Annotated in this window: 17 protein-coding genes; 7 read left to right on the forward strand and 10 right to left on the reverse strand. The window is 43.7% G+C overall.

Annotated elements, in window-relative coordinates; genetic code table 11:
• Positions 1-113 precede the first annotated feature (113 nt).
• The gene (gene nrdD / locus IX91_RS19700) at positions 114-2,234 is read right to left on the reverse strand and encodes an anaerobic ribonucleoside-triphosphate reductase (RefSeq protein ID WP_004743744.1); all 2,121 of its coding nucleotides are present in this window, start codon (positions 2,232-2,234) and stop codon (positions 114-116) included.
• Positions 2,235-2,527: 293 nt separating this feature from the next.
• Between nrdD and IX91_RS19705 the strand changes: the two genes are divergently transcribed.
• Entirely contained in the window at positions 2,528-3,439 is a 912-nt protein-coding gene (locus tag IX91_RS19705; RefSeq protein ID WP_004743747.1) for an endonuclease/exonuclease/phosphatase family protein, read from the forward strand.
• Here the strand turns inward: IX91_RS19705 and IX91_RS19710 are convergent.
• From IX91_RS19710 to IX91_RS19730, 5 genes are read right to left on the reverse strand one after another with little or no spacing between them, the layout of a single operon-like run.
• The gene (locus IX91_RS19710) at positions 3,436-4,482 is read right to left on the reverse strand and encodes an efflux RND transporter periplasmic adaptor subunit (protein WP_004743749.1); all 1,047 of its coding nucleotides are present in this window, start codon (positions 4,480-4,482) and stop codon (positions 3,436-3,438) included. The genes IX91_RS19705 and IX91_RS19710 overlap by 4 nt on opposite strands.
• Complete coding sequence (locus IX91_RS19715) at positions 4,475-7,816, reverse strand: efflux RND transporter permease subunit (protein ID WP_004749512.1); 3,342 nt, start codon at positions 7,814-7,816, stop codon at positions 4,475-4,477. Before IX91_RS19715 ends, IX91_RS19710 begins: the two co-directional genes overlap by 8 nt.
• A gap of 17 nt (positions 7,817-7,833) precedes the next feature.
• Positions 7,834-8,292, reverse strand: coding sequence for a DUF6691 family protein (locus tag IX91_RS19720; RefSeq protein WP_004743752.1), 459 nt, complete (start codon positions 8,290-8,292; stop codon positions 7,834-7,836).
• A gap of 7 nt (positions 8,293-8,299) precedes the next feature.
• Entirely contained in the window at positions 8,300-8,716 is a 417-nt protein-coding gene (locus IX91_RS19725; RefSeq protein WP_004743754.1) for a YeeE/YedE family protein, read from the reverse strand.
• Between the two features lie 19 nt (positions 8,717-8,735).
• The gene (locus IX91_RS19730; RefSeq protein ID WP_004743757.1) at positions 8,736-9,047 is read right to left on the reverse strand and encodes an ArsR/SmtB family transcription factor; all 312 of its coding nucleotides are present in this window, start codon (positions 9,045-9,047) and stop codon (positions 8,736-8,738) included.
• A gap of 164 nt (positions 9,048-9,211) precedes the next feature.
• On the opposite strand from IX91_RS19730, the gene IX91_RS19735 reads away from it, so the two are divergent.
• The 3 genes from IX91_RS19735 to IX91_RS19745 all read left to right on the forward strand — a co-directional run bounded on the left by IX91_RS19735 (position 9,212) and on the right by IX91_RS19745 (position 11,482).
• Positions 9,212-9,397, forward strand: a complete 186-nt coding sequence (locus IX91_RS19735) for a YgaP family membrane protein (RefSeq protein WP_004743759.1) — start codon at positions 9,212-9,214, stop codon at positions 9,395-9,397.
• An 11-nt stretch (positions 9,398-9,408) separates the two neighbouring features.
• Positions 9,409-11,112 carry an FAD-dependent oxidoreductase gene (locus tag IX91_RS19740; RefSeq protein WP_004743761.1) on the forward strand — a complete coding sequence of 568 codons (1,704 nt, stop codon included), beginning with the start codon at positions 9,409-9,411 and terminating at the stop codon, positions 11,110-11,112.
• A 187-nt stretch (positions 11,113-11,299) separates the two neighbouring features.
• Positions 11,300-11,482: a hypothetical protein gene (locus IX91_RS19745; RefSeq protein WP_004743762.1), complete on the forward strand. Its 183-nt coding sequence runs from the start codon at positions 11,300-11,302 to the stop codon at positions 11,480-11,482.
• 120 nt (positions 11,483-11,602) lie between these two features.
• On the opposite strand, the gene IX91_RS19750 is transcribed toward IX91_RS19745, so the two are convergent.
• Positions 11,603-12,082 carry an aminoacyl-tRNA deacylase gene (locus tag IX91_RS19750; RefSeq protein ID WP_004743765.1) on the reverse strand — a complete coding sequence of 160 codons (480 nt, stop codon included), beginning with the start codon at positions 12,080-12,082 and terminating at the stop codon, positions 11,603-11,605.
• Between the two features lie 458 nt (positions 12,083-12,540).
• Here IX91_RS19750 and IX91_RS19755 point away from each other — a divergent pair, with 458 nt between their 5' ends.
• Positions 12,541-12,786, forward strand: coding sequence for a hypothetical protein (locus IX91_RS19755; protein ID WP_004743767.1), 246 nt, complete (start codon positions 12,541-12,543; stop codon positions 12,784-12,786).
• 121 nt (positions 12,787-12,907) lie between these two features.
• Positions 12,908-15,664 (forward strand): immune inhibitor A domain-containing protein, encoded by a 2,757-nt coding sequence (locus IX91_RS19760; RefSeq protein WP_004743769.1) that lies wholly within the window; start codon positions 12,908-12,910, stop codon positions 15,662-15,664.
• A 75-nt stretch (positions 15,665-15,739) separates the two neighbouring features.
• On the opposite strand, the gene IX91_RS19765 is transcribed toward IX91_RS19760, so the two are convergent.
• Positions 15,740-17,179, reverse strand: coding sequence for an aerolysin family beta-barrel pore-forming toxin (locus IX91_RS19765; protein WP_236642915.1), 1,440 nt, complete (start codon positions 17,177-17,179; stop codon positions 15,740-15,742).
• A 421-nt stretch (positions 17,180-17,600) separates the two neighbouring features.
• Between IX91_RS19765 and IX91_RS19770 the strand changes: the two genes are divergently transcribed.
• Positions 17,601-18,842, forward strand: a complete 1,242-nt coding sequence (locus tag IX91_RS19770; protein ID WP_004743772.1) for an SGNH/GDSL hydrolase family protein — start codon at positions 17,601-17,603, stop codon at positions 18,840-18,842.
• Positions 18,843-18,890: 48 nt separating this feature from the next.
• Here the strand turns inward: IX91_RS19770 and IX91_RS19775 are convergent, their stop codons facing one another.
• The gene (locus IX91_RS19775) at positions 18,891-20,060 is read right to left on the reverse strand and encodes an MFS transporter (RefSeq protein WP_004743773.1); all 1,170 of its coding nucleotides are present in this window, start codon (positions 20,058-20,060) and stop codon (positions 18,891-18,893) included.
• Entirely contained in the window at positions 20,057-20,749 is a 693-nt protein-coding gene (locus tag IX91_RS19780) for an aspartate/glutamate racemase family protein (RefSeq protein WP_004743775.1), read from the reverse strand. The genes IX91_RS19775 and IX91_RS19780 overlap by 4 nt, the downstream gene beginning before the upstream one ends.
• Between the last annotated feature and the right edge of the window lie 69 nt (positions 20,750-20,818).

A 20,818-nucleotide genomic window follows, 5' to 3' on the forward strand; every position in this document is an offset into this window, starting at 1 on the left:
TACAATTCAAAGCCTCTGCCTTGCATAAAGAACCCACAAACTGCTGCAAAAATCAGCTCAAAAGGTCAACAGACCCTTGGGCTCGATTAAAGGTCATTTCTTGCGAAAAAGGGTTATAGGTGCTTCACGCGTCGTTTCACTTCTTCTTGCTTGCCGAAGTTGAACGGTCTTGCATCTGGACTGCCTAGGTAGCCACAAACGCGTCGAGTAACTGAAACTTTGGTCGAATCGTGATTACCACAGCTTGGGCAGGTGAACCCTTTGCTCGTACAATCAAACTCGCCGTTATAACCACACTCATAACACTCGTCGATCGGTGTATTGGTGCCGTAGTAAGGAACGCGGCTGTAGCTGTAATCCCAAACATTTTCGAGCGCTTCAATGTTACGCTGCATATTTGGAAACTCGCCGTAACAAATAAAGCCACCACTTGAGATGTACGGATACGGCATTTCAAAATCGATCTTATCGTATGGGTTAACCTTCTTCTCAACATCAAGATGGAAGCTGTTTGTGTAGTAACCCTTGTCTGTTACCCCTTTGATAACACCAAACTCTTTAGTATCAATTCGGCAGAATCGGCTACACAAGTTTTCACTTGGCGTTCCGTATAGGCTATAGCCATAACCTGATTCCTCAGCCCATTGATTCACTTTATCTTTAAGATACTTAACCACATCGATCGCTTTCTGACGTAATGCAGAATCATCGTAAACATGCGTCTCATCGCCAAATAGAGCATTAATGGTTTCATGGATTCCAATGTAACCAAGCGAGATTGATGCACGACCATTCTTAAAGATGTTCGCGATTGGCTCATCCGCTTTTAAACGAACGCCACAAGCACCTTCCATATAGAGAATTGGCGCAACACGTGCTTTAACGTTTTCAAGGCGAGAGATGCGCGTCTCTAGTGCGCGGCGAGCGAGGTCTAAACGCTCATCAAGCAACTTGTAAAACTGTTTTTCGTCGCGGTTTGCTGCAATTGCAATCCTTGGTAGATTTAAACTCACGACACCTAGATTGTTACGACCTTCGTGGACAAGCTCACCATTTTCTTCGTATGTGCCCAAGAAACTACGACAACCCATCGGCGTTTTAAATGACCCGGTGATTTCAACCACTTTGTCGTAATTAAGAATATCTGGGTACATGCGCTTAGAAGCACATTCAAGCGCAAGTTGCTTAATGTCGTAATTCGGATCTTCTGACTTATGGTTCAAGCCATCCTTGATGCCAAATACCAGTTTTGGGAACACCGCTGTTTTGCGGTTTTTACCTAGACCGGCAATACGGTTCTTCAGGATCGATTGTTGAATAAGTCGTGAAGCCCAGCTTGTACCAAGACCAAAACCAAAAGTGACAAATGGGGTTTGACCATTTGCTGTGTGAAGTGTGTTTACTTCGTATTCTAGAGACTGAAATGCGTCATAACACTCTTTCTCAGTGCGAGCCGTTGCAAAGGCTTCAGGGTTAGGAATATCCCACTCTTTAGCAATCTCTAGGTGTTTGTGATAGCTCGTCATCACGTATGGCTCAAGGACTTCATCAATACGGTTGATCGTCGTACCACCGTAAATATGACTCGCAACTTGGGCAATAATCTGCGCCGTTACTGCTGTCGCTGTCGAGATTGATTTTGGCGTATCAATCTCAGCATTACCCATTTTAAAACCGTGAGTAAGCATGCCTTTAAGATCAATCAGCATACAGTTAAACATTGGGAAGAACGGCGCGTAGTCTAAATCGTGGTAGTGAATATCACCCATTTCATGAGCTTGAACGATATCACGTGGTAAAATGTGGGTCTTCGCGTAGTGCTTCGCAACAATGCCTGCCAATAAATCGCGCTGAGTAGGAATAACCTTTCCGTCTTTGTTGGCGTTTTCGTTGATTAAGTCAACATTGCTTTCTTCAATTAAGCCTTCAATCTCGCGAGTCAACGCACTTTGCTTCTCGCGCGCAATATCACGGTCATGTCGGTATTCAATATAAGCGCGAGCAAGAGACTTGTATGGCCCTTGCATTAACTCATTTTCTACTCGGGTTTGGATGTCATTGATGTGTACTTCATCGTGATCTTTTAGCTGAAGCTCCACCGCAAGTGCTACATTCAGTGCATAAATTGCGATTTCTTTATCAACGTGCTCTGCTGCTGATTCCACTGCAGCTTGAATACGATCCCTGCTAAACGGAGCTCTTGAGCCATCACGCTTGATTACGATTGGTTTCACCTTTTCTCCTTACCCCAGCATACTCACAGACTTATCCACAAACACACTATATAGGGCGATTTATTTTTCGACTGACACTATATGTTGTGGCGTATTTAACGAGATGACACAGGAGAAAGTATTGATTTTGATCAATAAAATTAGACCCTCGCTCAAGATCAAATCGATCTTAGTGGCACTGATCTCAGTTGCAAAGAAAATGATGAAAATTAGAAAAATGCAACAAGTCCTACTTGCATTTTTGCGATGTCTTGTAGCATAAAGGCTGCAATATATTTCATTGAGTTAAGCCTATGCTACCCCCTAAAAAGTGGTCACTTTTTGTTTCTCTGTTATGTTTGCTCTCTTTTTACTCCAGTGCCAACAACTCCATTTATACGACTTGGAATATTGAGTGGTTGAGCGACACACCTTCTGAGCAGTTTTCTTCATCACAGCGAAACGAAGATGACTACCTCGCTTTGAGCCGTCATTTTGATTCTATTGCCCCTAAAGTCCTTGCCTTTCAAGAGGTCAACGACCCTGTCGCGTTAGAGCGCGTTATCGGCTCTGACTATCAATTGTTTTTTTCGCAAAGAAGCTTACCGAGTAATAGAAAGCATCAGTTTGACGAGATTAATCAATACACCGGATTTGCGGTACAGAAAGGAATAAACGTTTCTAATCGCGAAGATTTCCGTCTCGATAGCAGTAGCAACAGTAAACTAAGATTTGCGACTTATATTGTGCTAAACCCAAACAGTGCTCATTCAGTCCATGCTTTGTCTGTCCATTTGAAAGCACGTTGCTCTGGTGCCTACCGCAATAGTCGCGATTGTAAAACGCTAAAAGAACAAGGCAAAAACCTAAATCTTTGGATTAGAGAGCGAGAATCGAATGGTGAGTCTTACGTTATATTGGGCGATTTTAACCATAACCTCAGTTACCAAGGAGACTGGCTATGGAAAGAAATGACCCAAGGCACCTCTGCTCGCCTCGCATCAAAACAGACCAAGGCTGAGTGCAAAGTTAAATCGCGTAACAACCCAAAAAGGACTCACCAATTCAGGTCATTGATTGATCATATCGTTGTTAGCGAAGCACTCACGACAACAAAGCCTGAGCAAAACGTCTTTCCAGTGTCAGACGTCCTCGATTATACACTGAGCGATCACTGCCCATTGAGCGTGCAAGTACATGAGGAGCTGTTTATCTCTCGTGGTTAAATATCGCTCGGATTGAGTACCACAATATCGCCCGCCTTAAGGCCTTTGCGTACACGGAAATCTTCACCTAGTTGAACTAACCGTGTATGCACCTTACCACCTTGAACGACTTTGACATAATCCAGTTGCCCTACCTGATAGATGGCCTCTAACGGCACACGTACGACTTGCTGTGTGCCTAACTCGACTGTCACTCGCGCAAAGTTACCTGGGTATACTCTTTTCTCGGTTTCAAACTCTAATTTAATGAGATAGCTACGAGAGCCAGCGTCTGATGACGGTGTAATTTCACTCACTGTAGAATCTATGATGATGCCATTAGTGGGTAAATCTAATGCCAGTGTTTTACCCAGTTCGATATGAGGTAAGACAGATTCTGCAATATCTGCCTCTACGACAAGAGATTGCGGGTTATACATAGATAACAAGGCTGAGCCCGGTGTCGCAGTATCCCCTTGATGCGCCGATTTCTGAGTAATGATGCCATCAAAAGGAGCAGTAATAACGCTATAGCCAAAAGTGGTTTCTGCCTCGGTGACAGCCGCTTTAGCTTGCATTAACGCTGCTTGAGAGGTTTGCAGACGATTCTCTGCTTGGTCATATTGAGACTGAGGCACAAGCTTTCTGTTCAGAAGTTCCTTAACGCGTTGATACTCTTTTCTCGCATTGTTTAACGTTGATTGGGCAGAGACAAGCGCTTGCTCTGTCTGTTCTACCTTAGCATCGAGATCCCCGCTTTCTAGGCGTATCAGGATATCGCCCTGCTTTACCTGATCACCAACGCTCACAATAACTTCAGCGACGGTGGCAGTTAACCTTGAGGCAATAGTCGCTTTTTGTTCAGCGACAACACGTCCTGAAAACTCTCTTTTTATCGTTTCTTCACTTGCGACAAGCTTAGCGGTATCAAAGCTTGGAGCGCTCATCATACGAACTTGGCGCTCTACAGGCAGTTTTGGCGTAAACACTCCCGCCATATACAAAAACAGAACAGCTAAACCGCTAAACAGTAATCCACCAAGCAGCCATGTTTTCTTATTCATTGTCGTCTCTCCTGCTTTCTCGGTGTTTTGATTCTTTGTTATTCATCGGCATACCATGCCCTTCAACTCGCTCATACGCGAGGTTATAAACGACTGGAATCACAATTAAAGTGAAGATGGTTGAGGCTGCGATACCGAATATGATCGCCCACGCTAAGCCGTTAAAGATTGGGTCTAGCGTGATAATGACATTTCCCAGCAGCGTTGTTCCTGCAGTGAGCAGTATCGGCCTCATTCTTACGGCACCAGACTGGATTAATGCCTTGTGTAGTGGCTCCCCATTGGCAAGAGATTGCTGTATAAACTCAATCAAAACCAGTGAGTTGCGCACCACAATACCCGCTAGAGCAATCATACCAATCATGGCGGTCGCAGTGAACAGCGCAGGGTTTGGATAACCGTTAATCTCTTGACTCATACTGTTGAGCAGCCAAAATCCGGGCATGATGCCAATAACGGTTAAGGGAATTGCCAACATGATGATCCCAGCAACCGCAGGTAGGCTTGTTTGAACCAGCATAACAATAAACACGCCAAATAGTGCCGCACCATAGGCAATACCTAAGTCTCGAAACACATCGACGGTGATTTTCCACTCGCCTTCTCCGCTCCAGACTACGTCGATATCTTCGTTAACCTGCCAAGGCTTACCTGAACCGTTGTTTAGGTAACTACGTTCGTTCCATTCAACCCAGTTTTTTTCAATCGGTCTATTTTGGTCAGCTATGACATCGGCAATGATTTCACCGGGCACTCGACCCGCTGTTTCTGCGTACACATAAACGACAGGTTTCAGGTTCTTATGATAAATCGGCGTATGGACAACACGTTTTTCAAACCGCCCTATCTCACCTAACTGTACTAATGGTTGCGGCGCATCAACCAGCGAGCCATTGCTGAGTGTCTTCACAACACCTGCTTGCCCCCTAACATAAAGGCGTAACAGACTATCAAGATCGTCCCTTTGGTCCCGAGGCAAACGAATTTCTACCGCCAGTGGGTTTACTTCTCTATTAGAGCCCAACTGACCAATCACATAACCGTTATTTGCCGCCGCTATTGTCTCGTTGACTTCTTGTATCGACACACCAGACAAGGCGGCTTTTTCTTGGTCAACGATAAATTGCCAAGCTTCTAGCTGATCATCAATGCTAGTATCAACTTCTGTAACAAAAGGCTCTATAGAAAGGCGCTCAGCAACGCGCTGTGCCTCCAGCATTAGCTCTTGGTAAGAGGTATGATCTTCACCATAGACTTCCGCGGTAATTGTTGCGATAACCGGAGGCCCCGGGGGAACTTCGACAAGCTGAATTGATGCATCAAAACGATGAGCAATCTGTTCTAAATCACTGCGAAGTCGAGTCACTATTTCATGTGACTGCATAGAACGTTGGTCTTTTTGTGCCAAAACAATCCGTAGCTCGCCCTGATACGGTTGGTTACGCATAAAGTAATGCCTCACCATACCGTTAAAGTCCATTGGTGAAGCAATACCCGCAAAGCCAGATACCGACTCTACTTCAGGTACAGTCACCAAATAGTCAGAAAAAACACGCAGCGTATTAGAGGTATCAACAAAGCTTGAGGATTCAGGCATGTTTAACACCAACTGAAATTCATTTTTGTTGTCGTAGGGTAAAAGCTTCAGTGGTACAAGTCGCATTGCAGGTAAAAGTGCCGCAGCAATAAACAAGCCCGCAACAATAGTCAGAAATAGCCAAGCTTTTTTACGGCTTTTAAGCAGTGGTGTCAGCAAACGTGCATAACCCTGATAAAGCGTTGATGACTCGAAATCATACTGACCTGACGAAGCGGCTCCTTTGAGGATCTTCTTAGCAAGCCAAGGTGTGACGAAAAACGCCACTAACGTACTTACCACAACGCTCACAGGTACATTAAAAGCCAATGGTGCCATATAAGGCCCCATCATCCCTGTAATGAAGAACATTGGCGCAAATACGATGACGATAGCAACCGTCGACATTATCAGCGCGCTGCGTATTTCTCCCATCGCAAGCACAATTGCCTTTGCGCGAGGCAGATTTTTGCGCTTCAAATATCGTTCGATATTGTCGATACTGGCTATGGGGTCATCCACAATCAAACCCAAAGCCAGAATCAGCGCAAACAAGGTAACTCGATTGATCGTGTAACCAAACAGTAAGTCGAGCCCTAATGCCGCGCCGTAACTCAATGGAATCGCAATACCGACGACTAGCGCACTTCGCCAGTTTAAAAACAGGCCGACAAACACAACGACCGTCAGCACTGAAATGGCTAAACTTGAGACCAGATTGGAAACCTTGTCATCCGCGGTTTTACCGTAGTCTCGAATGATGTCGACTTTGACCGAGGACGGGAACTGATTTTGTTGCAACTCATAGAGCTTCTCGACCGTTTGACTCGCGACATCTACCGCATTCGCCCCTTTTTGCTTGGCGACTGAAATGAACACCGCCGGATGTTCCACTTTGTGTTTTGCGTTGATGTACCAAGTGTCATTGGAAGGCTCCGCTGCACGCTCAATTACCTTTGCGACATCGCGAAAAAACACTGGTTTGTTATTGACGACAGCGACAACCAGATCACCGACCTCCTGAGCACTAGTAAGCAATCGGCCCGACTCTATGAGATACCGATTGCCGTCAACCTGAATCGAGCCTGCTTGCTGTTTATTGTGGCTAACGTCAAATGCAAAGTTTAAATCCCTTAAGGTGATCCCAAAACTTTCCATCGCAACTGAGTCTAACTCGACACTAACGAGCTTAGATTCCCCACCGATCACTTGAACGCCATTTGTTGATGGTATTGATTTGATGCCCAGTGTTGCTTGATCAGCAATGCGCTTGAGATCGTGCCTATCTACCTGTTTAGGGTCGGTGGAATAAAGCGCCGCAACTACGATAGGCACATCATCTATTTCGACGGGCTTTACGAGCCAGCGGGTGACGGTAGGAGGAACATGATCTTGATTGGAGTAAAGTTTGTTATACAGCTTAACAAGCGCATCTTCACGCGGTTCGCCGACAAAGAATCGAACAATAACCTGTGCGGCGCCATCTGATGAAGAAGAGTAAACGTACTCAACGCCATCAATTTGGCTGAGCAATTTTTCGAGTGGCTCAGTCACCTGTCTTTCAACTTGTTGTGCACTTAAACCTGGCGCTTCAATCAGCACATCCGCCATTGGCACTACAATTTGAGGATCTTCTTCTTTAGGAGTCAGCCATAGAGACACCGCACCAACTGCTAATAGAAAAACAATGATAATGGGCGGAAAGAAGCTGTTCATTATCGAATGAACGACACCATCCTTGGTCGAACTTCTATTCATTCTGTTCTCCTAACGCACTAATTCGCTTTAATCGGTGAGACGGACTTTTGAGTTGATGAATCCAACGCCTTAATGAATAGCGAACCTAGAAGCATCGAGCTGAAAAATAACAATATATCACTATTACCAAGCGCCAAACTTGTCACCGCAGGTCCAGGGCATATACCGGCTATCCCCCAACCTAATCCGAATACGGCTGCGCCAATAACCAGTCTGACGTCAAGGTCAGTTTGAGTTGGGATTGAAAGAAGCGAACCATCCATCGCCTTTGAGGTTTTCTTGATGTGTAACCAGTAAAAAGGCATAAACACCAACAACGCCCCACCCATGACAAAAGCAAGACTCGCGTCCCATTCACCCATTACATCAAGGAAGCCGACCACTTTCTGTGGTTGGATCATACCTGACACCGTCATTCCTACACCAAACAATAGTCCGCTAAATAACGGAGCTAAACGTAAAATAGTCGATTTCATCAGTCACTTACCCAAGTATATGAAGTCGCACGTAAACCGTGACAGCGGCTACACACATAAAGATAGAAGTGGCGACAAGTGAACGTTTCGACAATCGTCCTATGCCACATATCCCGTGTCCACTTGTACAACCATTGGCAAGGCGAGTCCCCGCTCCAACAAGCAGACCGGCTAATACAATCCCCATCATTGGGGTATTGCTTGTATCCGGCGCATCAATCCCAGTGAACAAAACAGTAATCACTCCACCAGCAATCAAACCAATAGCGAAAAGCAATCGCCACCAATAATCGCCCTCTTTTGGGCTAATAAAGCCATTGATTACGCCACTAATCCCAGCGATTTTGCCGTTTATCAGCAGCAGTAATACAGCCGAAATACCAAGCAACATTCCCCCAACTAGGGAATCCCAAGGAATATTCATTTCTTCAATCACCTTAAAACTACTTACCACAAAATACGGAATGTAACGTTTGAATTAGGGTCTCGACTCGTAGATCAGACAATGAGTAGAAAACCTGCTGAGACTCTTTACGCGCTTTGATTAAATTGTGTTTTCTCAACACAGTTAGATGCTGGGAAAACGCAGACTGGCTAAGAGAAGAGCTCGACTGTAGCTCCCCAACTCCCACCTCTCCCTGAGTCAATTGACACAACACCATCAATCTTTCCGGATGAGCCATCACTTTGAGTAATTCGGAGGCTTCTACTGCATTGCTCTGCATCTCTTTTAAATCAGAAAATTCAACGTTCATACAATCACTCCAAATACCTAAACTATATTAGATGATACTTATAAACTTATTTTAGTCAATGCTAATTTAGTTTTTTAATGTTTAGACAAATTAACATTAGACAATGCTAATTTATAACTCTATAGTAAATCCCAACAATGCATGAATGAAACGGATATTTTGTTATGACACTAGAAAATGCTATTCGAGTTCTTGCCGGTGGAATGGTCATTTTATCAGTCGGCCTGACAATGACAGTCAGTTCAAACTTTGTTTGGTTGACACTTTTCGTCGGAGCAAATTTGATTCAGAGTGCGTTCACAGGATTCTGCCCTGCGGTAGTTGTACTAAAGAAGCTTGGGTTTAAGTAACAGAGGTTGATATGACTAAGATTTTAATTGTTGGTGGTGTAGCTGGTGGGGCTTCCGCTGCTGCTCGTGCACGCCGTTTAAGTGAAGACGCCGAAATTATCATGTTTGAACGAGGTCCATTCGTTTCGTTCGCAAATTGTGGCCTTCCTTACCATATTGGGGGAGACATCCAAGAGCGAAGCAAATTACTTCTGCAAACTCCCGAAAGCTTCTTAGCGCGCTTTAATGTCGACGTGCGTGTAATGAATGAAGTGGTCTCTATTGAGCGCAGCAGTAAAACAGTTACGGTACGAAATCTAGTCGATAACAGCGAGTATACAGAAAGCTACGACTTTTTATTGCTTAGCCCGGGCGCTGGCCCTTTGGTTCCGCCAATTCCGGGTATCGATAACCCACTCACTCATTCGCTGCGGAACATTCCCGATATGGATCGCATCATTCATACCATCCAAATGAACAAGCCAGAACATGCCACCGTGGTTGGCGGAGGCTTTATTGGCCTTGAAATGATGGAAGCTTTCCATCAGCTAGGGATCAAAACCACCTTGATTGAAATGGCTGATCAAGTGATGACGCCTGTCGATCGCGAAATGGCAGGCTTTGCCCATGCTGAAATAAAGCAAAAAGGCATCGACTTGAAACTAGGGGTTGCCCTTGAAGCGGTTGAGTACGTCGCGAACGAACATATCGCCTCACTTGAGTCAGGGGAAGATTCGGCACATCAGCACATCGAAGGCGAGCTAAACCTAACACTGAACGATGGTGAAACGTTAACCACAGATATTTTGATCATGGCAATTGGTGTACGTCCAGAAACCAAGCTAGCTCAAGAAGCAGGACTTCAAATTGGTGAGCTAGGTGGTATCTACACCAATGAGATGATGCAAACCAGCGATCCAAGTATTTACGCGGTTGGTGACGCCGTCGAAGAAAAAGACTTTGTCACTGGCTCACAAACGCTCGTACCGCTTGCAGGCCCAGCTAACCGCCAAGGTCGTATGGCCGCAGACAATATGCTAGGACGCCAAGAGACCTATCAAGGTACACAAGGCACTGCTATCTGTAAGATCTTTGATCTCGCAGTAGCATCTACGGGTAAAAACGAGAAGCAACTTAAACATGAAGGCATTGACTACGAAAAAGTCTACGTTCACACAGCAAGCCATGCGAGCTACTACCCTGGCGCTGAAATTGTCTCATTCAAGATGTTGTTCGACCCTAAAACGGGTAAGATCTTTGGTGCGCAAGCGGTAGGTAAAGATGGCGTTGATAAACGTATTGATGTAATGGCGGTTGCACAGCGTGCAGGTATGACAGTAGATCAGCTTCAACACCTTGAACTCACCTATGCGCCACCTTACGGCAGTGCTAAAGATGTCATTAACCAAGCTGCATTTGTCGCCACAAACATCATCCAAGGTGACTCTAGCCCGATACATTTTGATCAAATAGATTCGCTTAGCGAAAACCAAGTCTTACTTGATGTTCGCAATCCCGGTGAACTAGAGAATGTTGGATTTATCGAAGGAGCAATCAACATTCCTGTCGATCAACTACGTCAACGTATGGCTGAGTTACCAAAAGACAAAGAAATAGTCATTTATTGCCAAGTTGGGTTACGTGGTAACGTTGCTTACCGCCAATTGGTGAATAATGGGTACAAAGCGCGAAATCTCATTGGCGGTTACCGCACCTACAGATTTGCTCAAGCCTAACCATCGCTTGCAGACATCTAATTGAATCAAATTTGGGGAGCTTCGCTCCCCTTTTGTTTTTGCTGCAGGCGAGATCACTACTACCTTGGTCTAGTCATGGATTTAAATTGATCCAGATCATTTTACCCTGATTTTAGTAAGGTTATGTTGTTATTGTGTTAACGGAGAATTAACAAGGAAGTATCAAATGGAATTAAAAAAAGACCCTCGCTGCTACACTGACGTTTGCATTAACGGCAAATGGTTTCATCACGACCACTGTACGACAAGTGCTTACATGCTGAAAGGTGGCGCTTCATGCGCGGTTGAGTTAGAAAGAATGCCTGAAACCGAAAACGAATTAATTGAACTTATTTCTGCGCAATTCTAACTCAATAAATTACGTATTGTTTCGCATACAATAATCAGTCAAAAAGTTTTAGCCAGCTTAAAAGAAGCCACCTTTGAAAGGTGGCTTCGTCACAACTTAACCAATATAAAAGAATAACTTCTAATGAAAGATCTCACTACTAAACCTCATCATTCTACTTTCACCCATTAATCTTTGGAAAGACTCTTGGTCAAGCTTAATCAAGGTTTCGTGATCTCCAGCCTCAAGGTAGACATAGTTTTGCCGCGTTAACACTTCATCGAACGTCATCGACATATGATATGCGCTCCCAACTGGAGGCACCGCACCGTTCTCGCAGTCTTCAAACATCTCGTAAAGTTGCTTCTCTTTGACAAGATGAAAACTCGCGTTCAACTCCTCATTAAGCCTTGAAAGGCTAATCTTATTTTTGGCAGGTAACACAGCCATCATATGATGACCATCATGATCCTCTAATACGATGCCCTTAGCTAAAGAAACTAAAGGAATCCCGGCCGCCACACCACTTTGCAGTGAACTTTGACTGTGACTATGTTGGACAGTTTGGAATGGTATATTGTGTTCATTCAAGTAGTGGTCTAATCGGTTCGCTATGCTCATACTAGCCTCCGTACATCAGTTCCCTTTATCAGTATAGACGCTCAGACTTTGGCTCTCCACGAAGGTAGTTTTCGCCATAACATCCATATATATGACAGATACAAATCAATGCGTTGAGTTACAGTACGAATGCAACTTCAAACTTTTAAGTATTTGTGTTTCAAAATTTAGACAAAATAACTAAGTAAAGTCTAATTCACTAATTTAATGCACACTAATACTCACGCCCTAGATATATGGCCCGAATCTGTTCTGTAAATATGTAACTTACATATTTACCAATTATTTATTCCTTCTAATAGAATATATATACGATTAATTTGTTAATAGAACCCCTATTTTATATTCACTTTTTATGTTGATAAATAGACATAGACCCACTAATGAGATCCCACACAGTTACATTTGGGTTAAATTAATTATATTTTGTTACAAAACACAGCGTTATAAATAATAATATGAAATCAGTCAGTGGGTTATTAATTCTAGTTTGTTCATCCGCAATATCAGGCGGCATTGATGACGAGCGACTGCTAGAATCACTTATCAAACAAGGTATTATTTGTGAAGACCAAAGCGAAGTAGAAAAGCAAGAGTCATTGCAAATATATCTCTCTCAGAAATTTTCTAAAACCTCAAAGCAATCCCATAAAGAAGATCCTTCTGACGAAAAAAGTACCGACTGTATTTCAGCAAAAGAATAACGATACTCCCGTTAGCTAATATCTCACACCAAACTTTAGGTGCTCGATTATTGGTGCTAACAGCGTCGTTGTGTCTGCTATTTGGCAGATTGTTGGCAATAAAAATTAATAAGGAAATATAATGAAAATGATGAGGAAGTCACTGTTGGCATCAGCAGTGTTCACTCTATTTAGCACAAGTGGTAACGCTCAGACTCCGATCGATCTGGGTGTCATTAATGAAGACAAAGTCATTGAAATGCTTGTTGCCCAAGGGAAACTTAATCCCGATGCTTCTATCGAAGAGCGTCAAATAGCGCTAGATAAGTTTATCGATGGAAAACTAAACCGAGGATTTAAGGGCGATGCGCAATTTGGCAAGAAAGCGTTGGAACAACGTGCCAAAATCCTTAAGTCAATTGAGTTTGATAAAGGCTTGCGAAGAGCTCACGTCTTTTCGTTCGATGCTAACAACAAAAGAACGGACAAAGTTTTAGCCGTATTGGTGGACTTTCCGGATTTACCTTGGGATGAAAATAGGCTCACGAAAGAGCATACAGAAATGCTCTATGACCGATACGAGCCAAGCCACTATCAAGAGCTTCTGTTCTCTGATAGCGGCTATACTGGGCCAAATGGTGAGAATTTCATTTCGATGCGCCAGTATTACGAACAAGAATCTGGTGATAGCTACAGTGTTTCTGGTCAAGCCGCTGGTTGGTATCGAGCCAAAAATAATGCCTCGTTTTATGGAGGTAACTCCCCTACTACAGACAATGACCAAAATGCACAGGAGTTGGTTCGTGAAGCACTTAACCAACTTGCGAATGACCCAACCATTAACCTAGCGGACTATGACATTGAAGATCGCTATGACTACGACGGTGATGGCAACTTCCGCGAACCCGATGGTGTAATCGATCATTTGATGGTTTTCCATGCTTCAGTGGGTGAAGAAGCTGGTGGTGGTGTACTCGGAGCCGATGCTATATGGTCTCACCGATACAATCTAGGTAAGTATCACGTCTTGTCTGGTACTTCTAGCACCGTACCTGGTCGATTCAACGGACAATACGCTGCATTTGACTATACGATTCAGCCTATCGACGCTGCTGCTGGTGTTTGTGCACATGAGTACGGGCACGACTTGGGATTACCAGATGAGTACGACACTCAATACACTGGTAAAGGAGAGCCTGTTTCGTACTGGTCTATTATGTCTTCAGGCAGTTGGGCAGGTAAAATTGGCGGCACACAACCAACCGCATTCAGCTCTTGGGCTAAACAGTTCCTTCAGGCTTCTATTGGCGGTCGTTGGGTGGCTAATGATGTGGTTACTCTAAGTGATCTCGATGGTAAGCCACTTGAGATCAAGCTGCATCAAACAATTGACAACGACAAACCCAACATGGTTCGCGTTGACCTGCCTCTTAAACGTACTGCAGGACTTGCCCCTTTTGAAGGTAAATTCGGCTTCCATAGCGGTAAAGGTGACGATCTGAAAAACAGCATGGAACGAAAAGTAACGTTGCCGGCTGCCTCCAAAATCACGCTAACTTTTAAAGCTTGGTATCAGATTGAAAAAGACTACGACTTCGCCCGTGTGCTTATAAACGGCCAACCGATAGCAGGCAATATCACAACAAATGAAGATCCTAACAGCACAGGTTTAGTTCCTGCTATCGCTGGCGACTCGAAAGGCTGGGTTGACGCTGAATTCGATCTCACACAATGGGCCGGACAACAAGTTAACCTTGGTTTCGACTACGTGACGGATGGTGGTTTAGCGATGGAAGGTCTTCATGTAGACAGCATTGCTTTAGATGTTGATGGTACACTTTCTTCTCTCGACAACGCAGAATCACAATCTACTTTCGCCCTTAATGGATACCGTTTAAATGATGGCTTCAATGAAGCCCCACACTACTATCTACTCCAGTGGCGTAGCCATGCAGACGTGGATGAAGGGCTCAAGAACATCAAACGTTTCGGCCAGATGATGTCTTTCGAGCCAGGTCTGATCGTTTGGTACGTTGATGAGTCGATGACAGACAATGCAGTTGGTAAACACCCGGGTGAAGGCTGGCTTGGCGTTGTCGATGCTGACCAAAATGCGATGGTTTGGGATAAGTCAGGTACAGCAGCGCAGACCCGCTATCAAGTTCGCGACGCAGCATTCTCTCTTCAAGACCAAGCCACTATGCGACTTGTAAATGCTGATGGGGATGTACTGGAAGATGTCAGCCTAATTGCCAGCAGTTCATTTTCGGATGACCAAGATTATTCCAATCCAGGGGCACCTGATTCAGGTCGTTTGCTAACTGAATTTGGTGTAACCATTGAAGTTATCGAGCAAGATCCTTCAAACAAATACGGTGTGATTAAACTTTCAAAAGTTCAGCAACCCAATCTACCCCCTGTTTCTAGCTTTGAGCTTACAGTAAACGGTCTTGATATTGCTGCAATGAACTCTAGTGTTGACTCGGATGGTGAGATATCTGCTTACCTATGGGAGTTTGGTAACGGTGAAACCAGCACGGACGCTTCCCCTAAATGGAAGTATTCAGACTCTGGCTCTTACACTGTATCGCTTACTGTTACTGACAACCAAGGTGCCAGCCACACAAGTAGCCAAACAGTAGAAGTTGTTGCTCCAAATATGTTACCTGTTGCCAACGCGAAGTACATTCACCTTGGACGTTGGGTAACTATGTGGTCAACAAGCCACGACCCTGATGGCCGTATCGTTGACACTGAGTGGGTTCTTCCAAACGGTAAAGTCAAACGTGGACGTATTTTTACTAAGATATTCCCGAGCTATGGAAAACATGAAGTGAAAATGACCGTTATGGATGACAGCGGAAGCAAAACCACAAAAACCATTGTCGTCGATCTTTAATAACCGACCTGTTTCTCCCTATTCCCATACTTCCATGTGAAGTTTTGCGCGGCTCTCAAGAGCCGCGCTTTTTTCTTAGAGTTTCGGTACTGGCACAACTTCTACACTGAAGTTTTTAATACCATATTGCTCCAACTCTTCATCTGTTAACGAATACTCTGCAGAACGCTTCGTTCTACTTCCTAAAGGAATCGTCTTGCCAAATCTCACATCAGAACCAAAAGATGCATCAGCAAAAAATTCACCGGTAATTTTCGTCTGTATTGGTCTGAGAACCTGGCCTAGTAAACTTTTCACATTGTCAGCACCATATTCTCTAAGCAACCAAGGCCAATCCCATTCGTTCGACGTTGCCGGAATATTGCGATGCTCATATTGGTACTTGAGACTTTTGTCATTACCTCCATTGCGGCCAATAACCCAATTTGCAGTATAGGTAGGTCGATCATCAGGATGGTGACTCAGAGCATTTCCAGACCAACGCATAAAACCCGTTAATGCCAGTTCATAGCTTAACTCAGCGTTAAACGTGTACGGGTAACTGATTGAAGAGCGGAAAACCTCCATAAAGACTTCTTGCTTAGTATTTGGCGCAACGTTAACAACAATCGTATTGGAGATCCCTTTAGACTCCGAGTCTCCGTTGGTCGTTGCCCAGCTTTGGTTGGCTCCAATCTCTATCGACAACTCAGTTTCACCTACAAGAGGCCACTTAAACTTGTTCTTGGTTGAGACTTTTTGACTTAAGCCATAAGTGTCTGTTTTGGACCAATTTGTCGATTTCTCGTATTTAAAGGTCACTCGATATTGTTGTTCTAGGTCAGACTCATTGGTCACAACCTCTGAGCGACGACCAATCAGTTCTTTATCTGATTGAGTAATTTGGCCAGCATTGAACGTTTCCGGATCAATGTGATATTCAAAACCAGATATATCCATTTTTAAACGTTCGTTACATCGGTAGCCTTCACAAGATCCTGAATTGTCCGCATCAATATCATAGTTTCCTAACCCATCGGTAGACGTGATCATATCGTCGCCGACATATTTGCTGCCTGTACCACCAGCCCAGCCAAAACCAAGATAATGAGCCAGCAATGCTAGCGGTTGATAAAACTCTTTCTTATTGACTAGATACCATTCAGTATGAGCTTCATCATTTTCAGGCAATACAAGCGCTGCGTAGTCCGGGATACTGTGGTCTGGTGGCGTGTTGTAGGTACACCATGTTGTACCCGCTAACCTGTCTTGCTTGATGGTTCCATTGTACCCTGACCCCATCAAGACATAGCCATCGGCAATATTTGTGATTTGCCATGGCCCCATTTGACCTACTAAATCAGATTTAATTGGCATGATTTCTTCAGAGGTAATTGGCCTAAAACCAACCTCACAGCTTTGACCTTGAAGTTTAATATCTAAAATATCTACCGCTGCATATACATTAGATTGCACCATGCTAAAAGCAATTGAACTAGCGACTAACGATGTTTTAAAAACCTTATTCTTATTCACGTTATTCTTCCTGTTAATAAATAGAATACAATGCGAAATGCTCTTGTTTTCGCACATATTTTTTACTTCCTTTAACAGTTATCAATAAAGCCACAATTATTATTAACGGACAAAACCTCACATTGACATATTAAATTTATTCAGAGCCATTGTTGTTTAATTTTCAATCTGTTAATTTTAAATTAGCGATTAATTACATTAGCTTTTGTTAAATTAATCACACCTTAAATTGCATTTTCTAAATTAGCAGAATAAATAATCGAAAAAACAAATTTAGTAATTTCTTAATAAGAAAATAATTTGATCTTAGTTCACCTTTATAAACATTCATAAAACCAATTCTTTGACTCAACACATTCTCATGTGAGATACAGGTCAGAGGAGTTAATACTCTACTAATCAACAATTACGAGAACGTTTTATGAAGAATGCACTTTTATTGGCTAGTTCGTTAATTGCAGTTCCAGCCATCTCCGCTGAACAACCAACCACACCTGAGGCCGTAACAGCGGCTTACGCCGCGTCTGTTCAAAACGATGAAACATACACCTACGTTAGATGCTGGTATCGCCCTGCTCAAACTCATGACGATCCAGCAACATCATGGGAATGGGCTCTAGATGAAAATGGAGACTACCTAAAAGTAAACGGGTATTGGTGGTCATCAGTGTCATTTAAGAACATGTTCTACACCAACACCCCTCAGTCAGAAATTAGGCAACGCTGTCAAGAAACACTTAATGTTAGCCATGATACGGCAGACATGCTCTATTACGCTTCGGACAATCGCTTTTCTTACAACCATTCTATATGGACAAATGACACAACACTGAACAGTAAGATAAATCGCTTAGTTGCATTTGGTGATAGCCTTTCTGACACTGGAAATCTATTTAATGGCTCGCAGTGGGTATTCCCTAACGCTAACTCTTGGTTCTTAGGTCACTTCTCAAATGGATTTGTATGGACAGAGTATTTAGCTGAGGCCAAAGATGTTCCACTCTACAATTGGTCTGTCGGTGGCGCTGCGGGTACAAATCAATACGTTGCATTAACAGGGATTTATGATCAGGTCACTTCCTATCTTACATATATGAAGATAGCCAAAAACTATGATCCTAAAAACACATTATTTACCCTTGAGTTTGGCTTAAATGACTTCATGAATTACGACCGCGAAGTCTCTGACGTCAAAGCGGATCTAAGTAGTGCCCTAATCAGACTGCGCGATGCAGGGGCGCAACACCTAATCCTACTGACACTACCAGATGCGACCAAGGCTCCGCAGTTCAAGTACTCAACTCAACAAGAGATAGAAAAAGTTCGTGCAAAAATTGTGGCGTTTAATGCTTTTATCAGAGAACAAGCAGATTTATACAAAAATAAAGGTATGAATGTGGTGCTCTACGATGCAAACACCCTGTTCAACGCAATGACCAGTAAACCTGAAGAGCATGGATTTGCCAATGCCAAGGATGCTTGTTTAAACATCAATAGAAGTTCGGCACTTGATTATTTATACAGCCATAGCTTCACTAACGATTGTGCTCATCACGGTTCAGATAAATACGTTTTTTGGGGCGTAACTCACCCAACAACTGCGGCGCACAAATACATCGCTGACAACATAATTCAAGAAGAACTAAACAAGTTTCCATTCTAATATAAAGGCAGAGGTTTTATCCTCTGCCTTTCTTTTAACCTTATTTCCTTACGCAACTGCCTTGTTAGCCTTATAGGTGTTAAGACCAAAGATAGCTATCACGGCGAGAACGAAAGGAAGTACATAAACGTTCATCGTTTGCCAACCTACAGTTGACTCTAACCATCCAGACATAAGAGCTGTAACCGTTACACAGCTAAATACAAAGAACTCGTTGAAGGCTTGCGCTTTCGATTTGTTTTGGGGCTTGTATGACTGGCTGAACAATCCGGTTGCAGCAATGAACATAAAGTTCCACCCCACCCCCAAAAGAATCAGGGCCAAGCTAAAGTGCCAAATTGATTGCCCATGTATATTGATGGCAATACATAAGACAAACAGTAAGCCTCCCGCAAGAATCATTGCTCTCGCGCCAAATCGTTCTATCAGGTTTCCGGTGAAAAAAGCAGGGACAAACATACCAAGCACATGCCACTCAATCACCCCAGCCGCTTTGTTAAAATCAAAACCACAACCTATCATGGCAAGAGGTGTTGCCGTCATCAAAATGTTCATCACCGCATACGCAACCATTGCCGCAAACACTGAAATCATGAAGTTTGGTGCTTTCATAATCTCGCTAAGCGGTTCAGAAACAATCTGCTCATGCTGCTCAATCGGCGCGGGAAAACGAATGGTTTGCAGTAAACACAGCGCAATAATATTAAGGACGATTAAGGACATGAATGCACCAACGTAGAGTCCATCAGAAGACCACTGCTGCGAATAGACTGCTAGATTTGGTCCTAGCATCGCGGCTAACACGCCACCTGCCATCGAAATAGAAATCGCCCTGTGTCTTGCACTCTCATCACAGACTTCGATTGCCGCAAAACGATACAAAGTCCCGAAGCCGATACCAATCCCCAACAACAATGTTCCAACACAAAACATTGAAAAGTTTTGTTGCGACAATGCGTAAGTCGCTATCGAAGCACCTGTAATGCCGACCAGATTACCTATACTAAACCCCTTTTTCCTACCTAGTTTCCCCATGATGAGAGAGGCGGGAATAGTCGCACTCATTAGACCTAGAAACTGCAAGGCAACGGGTAAGGTAATTAGGCTCAAACTAGGCGCTAACGTTTTGCCAACCAGCCCAATAACCGATATCAGCAGAATGTTTCCGGTCATCAGCAGAGCTTGACATAATGACAACAGCCAAACGTTCCGGTTCATTTCAGCGCCTCTTCGACTGCTGCATCAACGTGAATTGCAACAGTATCAAACAAAGGAACCTGAGTATCACTTTGCTCTACAAGCAATCCAATCTCAGTGCAGCCTAAGATCACCCCTTCTGCTCCCGATGCGGCTAGGTCATCAATAATAGTGAGGTAATCATCTTTAGATCGCCTGTTGATCTTTCCTAAGCAAAGCTCGTTATAAATGATGTCGTGAACGAGCTTCCTCTGTACGCCATTAGGAACAACGACCTCGATGCCAAACTTATCAGTCAGTCTTTGCTTGTAAAAAGCCTGCTCCATCGTAAATGCAGTGCCAAGGAGACCTATTTTAGTGATACCGCGCTGCTGTAACTCAACGCCTGTCGCATCGGCGATATGAAGCAAAGGGATTGAAATAGATTCTTCAACTTGTCCAGCCACTTTATGCATGGTATTAGTCGCGATGAGAATGAAGTCAGCCCCCGCCTTTTCAATAGATTGCGCGGCTTGGCAAAGAATGGTTGCGTTGGCTTGCCAGTCTCCGCTTCGTTGTAACGCTTCTACCTCGGCAAAATCGACACTGTTTAAAATTATCTTCGCTGAATGCAGCCCACCTTTAGCACTTTTAACACCTTCGTTTAATTGCTGGTAGTAAATCGCGGTTGACTCCCAACTCATACCGCCAATTATGCCAATTGTTTTCATTCCTTTCCCCTCGACTGACTTAATACCAATCACACCAATTATCTGAACATCTAATTTATGCGATTGGTA

The organism is Vibrio tubiashii ATCC 19109, assembly GCF_000772105.1.
GTDB lineage: Bacteria > Pseudomonadota > Gammaproteobacteria > Enterobacterales > Vibrionaceae > Vibrio > Vibrio tubiashii.

Excerpts from the sequence above, each read along its gene's own strand:
- IX91_RS19705 (WP_004743747.1), top strand. The coding sequence starts at position 2,528 with ATGCTACCCCCTAAAAAGTGGTCACTTTTTGTTTCTCTGTTATGTTTG.
- IX91_RS19730 (WP_004743757.1), bottom strand. The coding sequence starts at position 9,047 with ATGAACGTTGAATTTTCTGATTTAAAAGAGATGCAGAGCAATGCAGTA.
- IX91_RS19740 (WP_004743761.1), top strand. The coding sequence starts at position 9,409 with ATGACTAAGATTTTAATTGTTGGTGGTGTAGCTGGTGGGGCTTCCGCT.
- IX91_RS19725 (WP_004743754.1), bottom strand. The coding sequence starts at position 8,716 with ATGAATATTCCTTGGGATTCCCTAGTTGGGGGAATGTTGCTTGGTATT.
- IX91_RS19755 (WP_004743767.1), top strand. The coding sequence starts at position 12,541 with ATGAAATCAGTCAGTGGGTTATTAATTCTAGTTTGTTCATCCGCAATA.
- IX91_RS19775 (WP_004743773.1), bottom strand. The coding sequence starts at position 20,060 with ATGAACCGGAACGTTTGGCTGTTGTCATTATGTCAAGCTCTGCTGATG.
- IX91_RS19710 (WP_004743749.1), bottom strand. The coding sequence starts at position 4,482 with ATGAATAAGAAAACATGGCTGCTTGGTGGATTACTGTTTAGCGGTTTA.
- IX91_RS19750 (WP_004743765.1), bottom strand. The coding sequence starts at position 12,082 with ATGAGCATAGCGAACCGATTAGACCACTACTTGAATGAACACAATATA.
- IX91_RS19720 (WP_004743752.1), bottom strand. The coding sequence starts at position 8,292 with ATGAAATCGACTATTTTACGTTTAGCTCCGTTATTTAGCGGACTATTG.
- IX91_RS19770 (WP_004743772.1), top strand. The coding sequence starts at position 17,601 with ATGAAGAATGCACTTTTATTGGCTAGTTCGTTAATTGCAGTTCCAGCC.
- IX91_RS19780 (WP_004743775.1), bottom strand. The coding sequence starts at position 20,749 with ATGAAAACAATTGGCATAATTGGCGGTATGAGTTGGGAGTCAACCGCG.
- IX91_RS19715 (WP_004749512.1), bottom strand. The coding sequence starts at position 7,816 with ATGAATAGAAGTTCGACCAAGGATGGTGTCGTTCATTCGATAATGAAC.
- IX91_RS19745 (WP_004743762.1), top strand. The coding sequence starts at position 11,300 with ATGGAATTAAAAAAAGACCCTCGCTGCTACACTGACGTTTGCATTAAC.
- IX91_RS19735 (WP_004743759.1), top strand. The coding sequence starts at position 9,212 with ATGACACTAGAAAATGCTATTCGAGTTCTTGCCGGTGGAATGGTCATT.
- IX91_RS19760 (WP_004743769.1), top strand. The coding sequence starts at position 12,908 with ATGAAAATGATGAGGAAGTCACTGTTGGCATCAGCAGTGTTCACTCTA.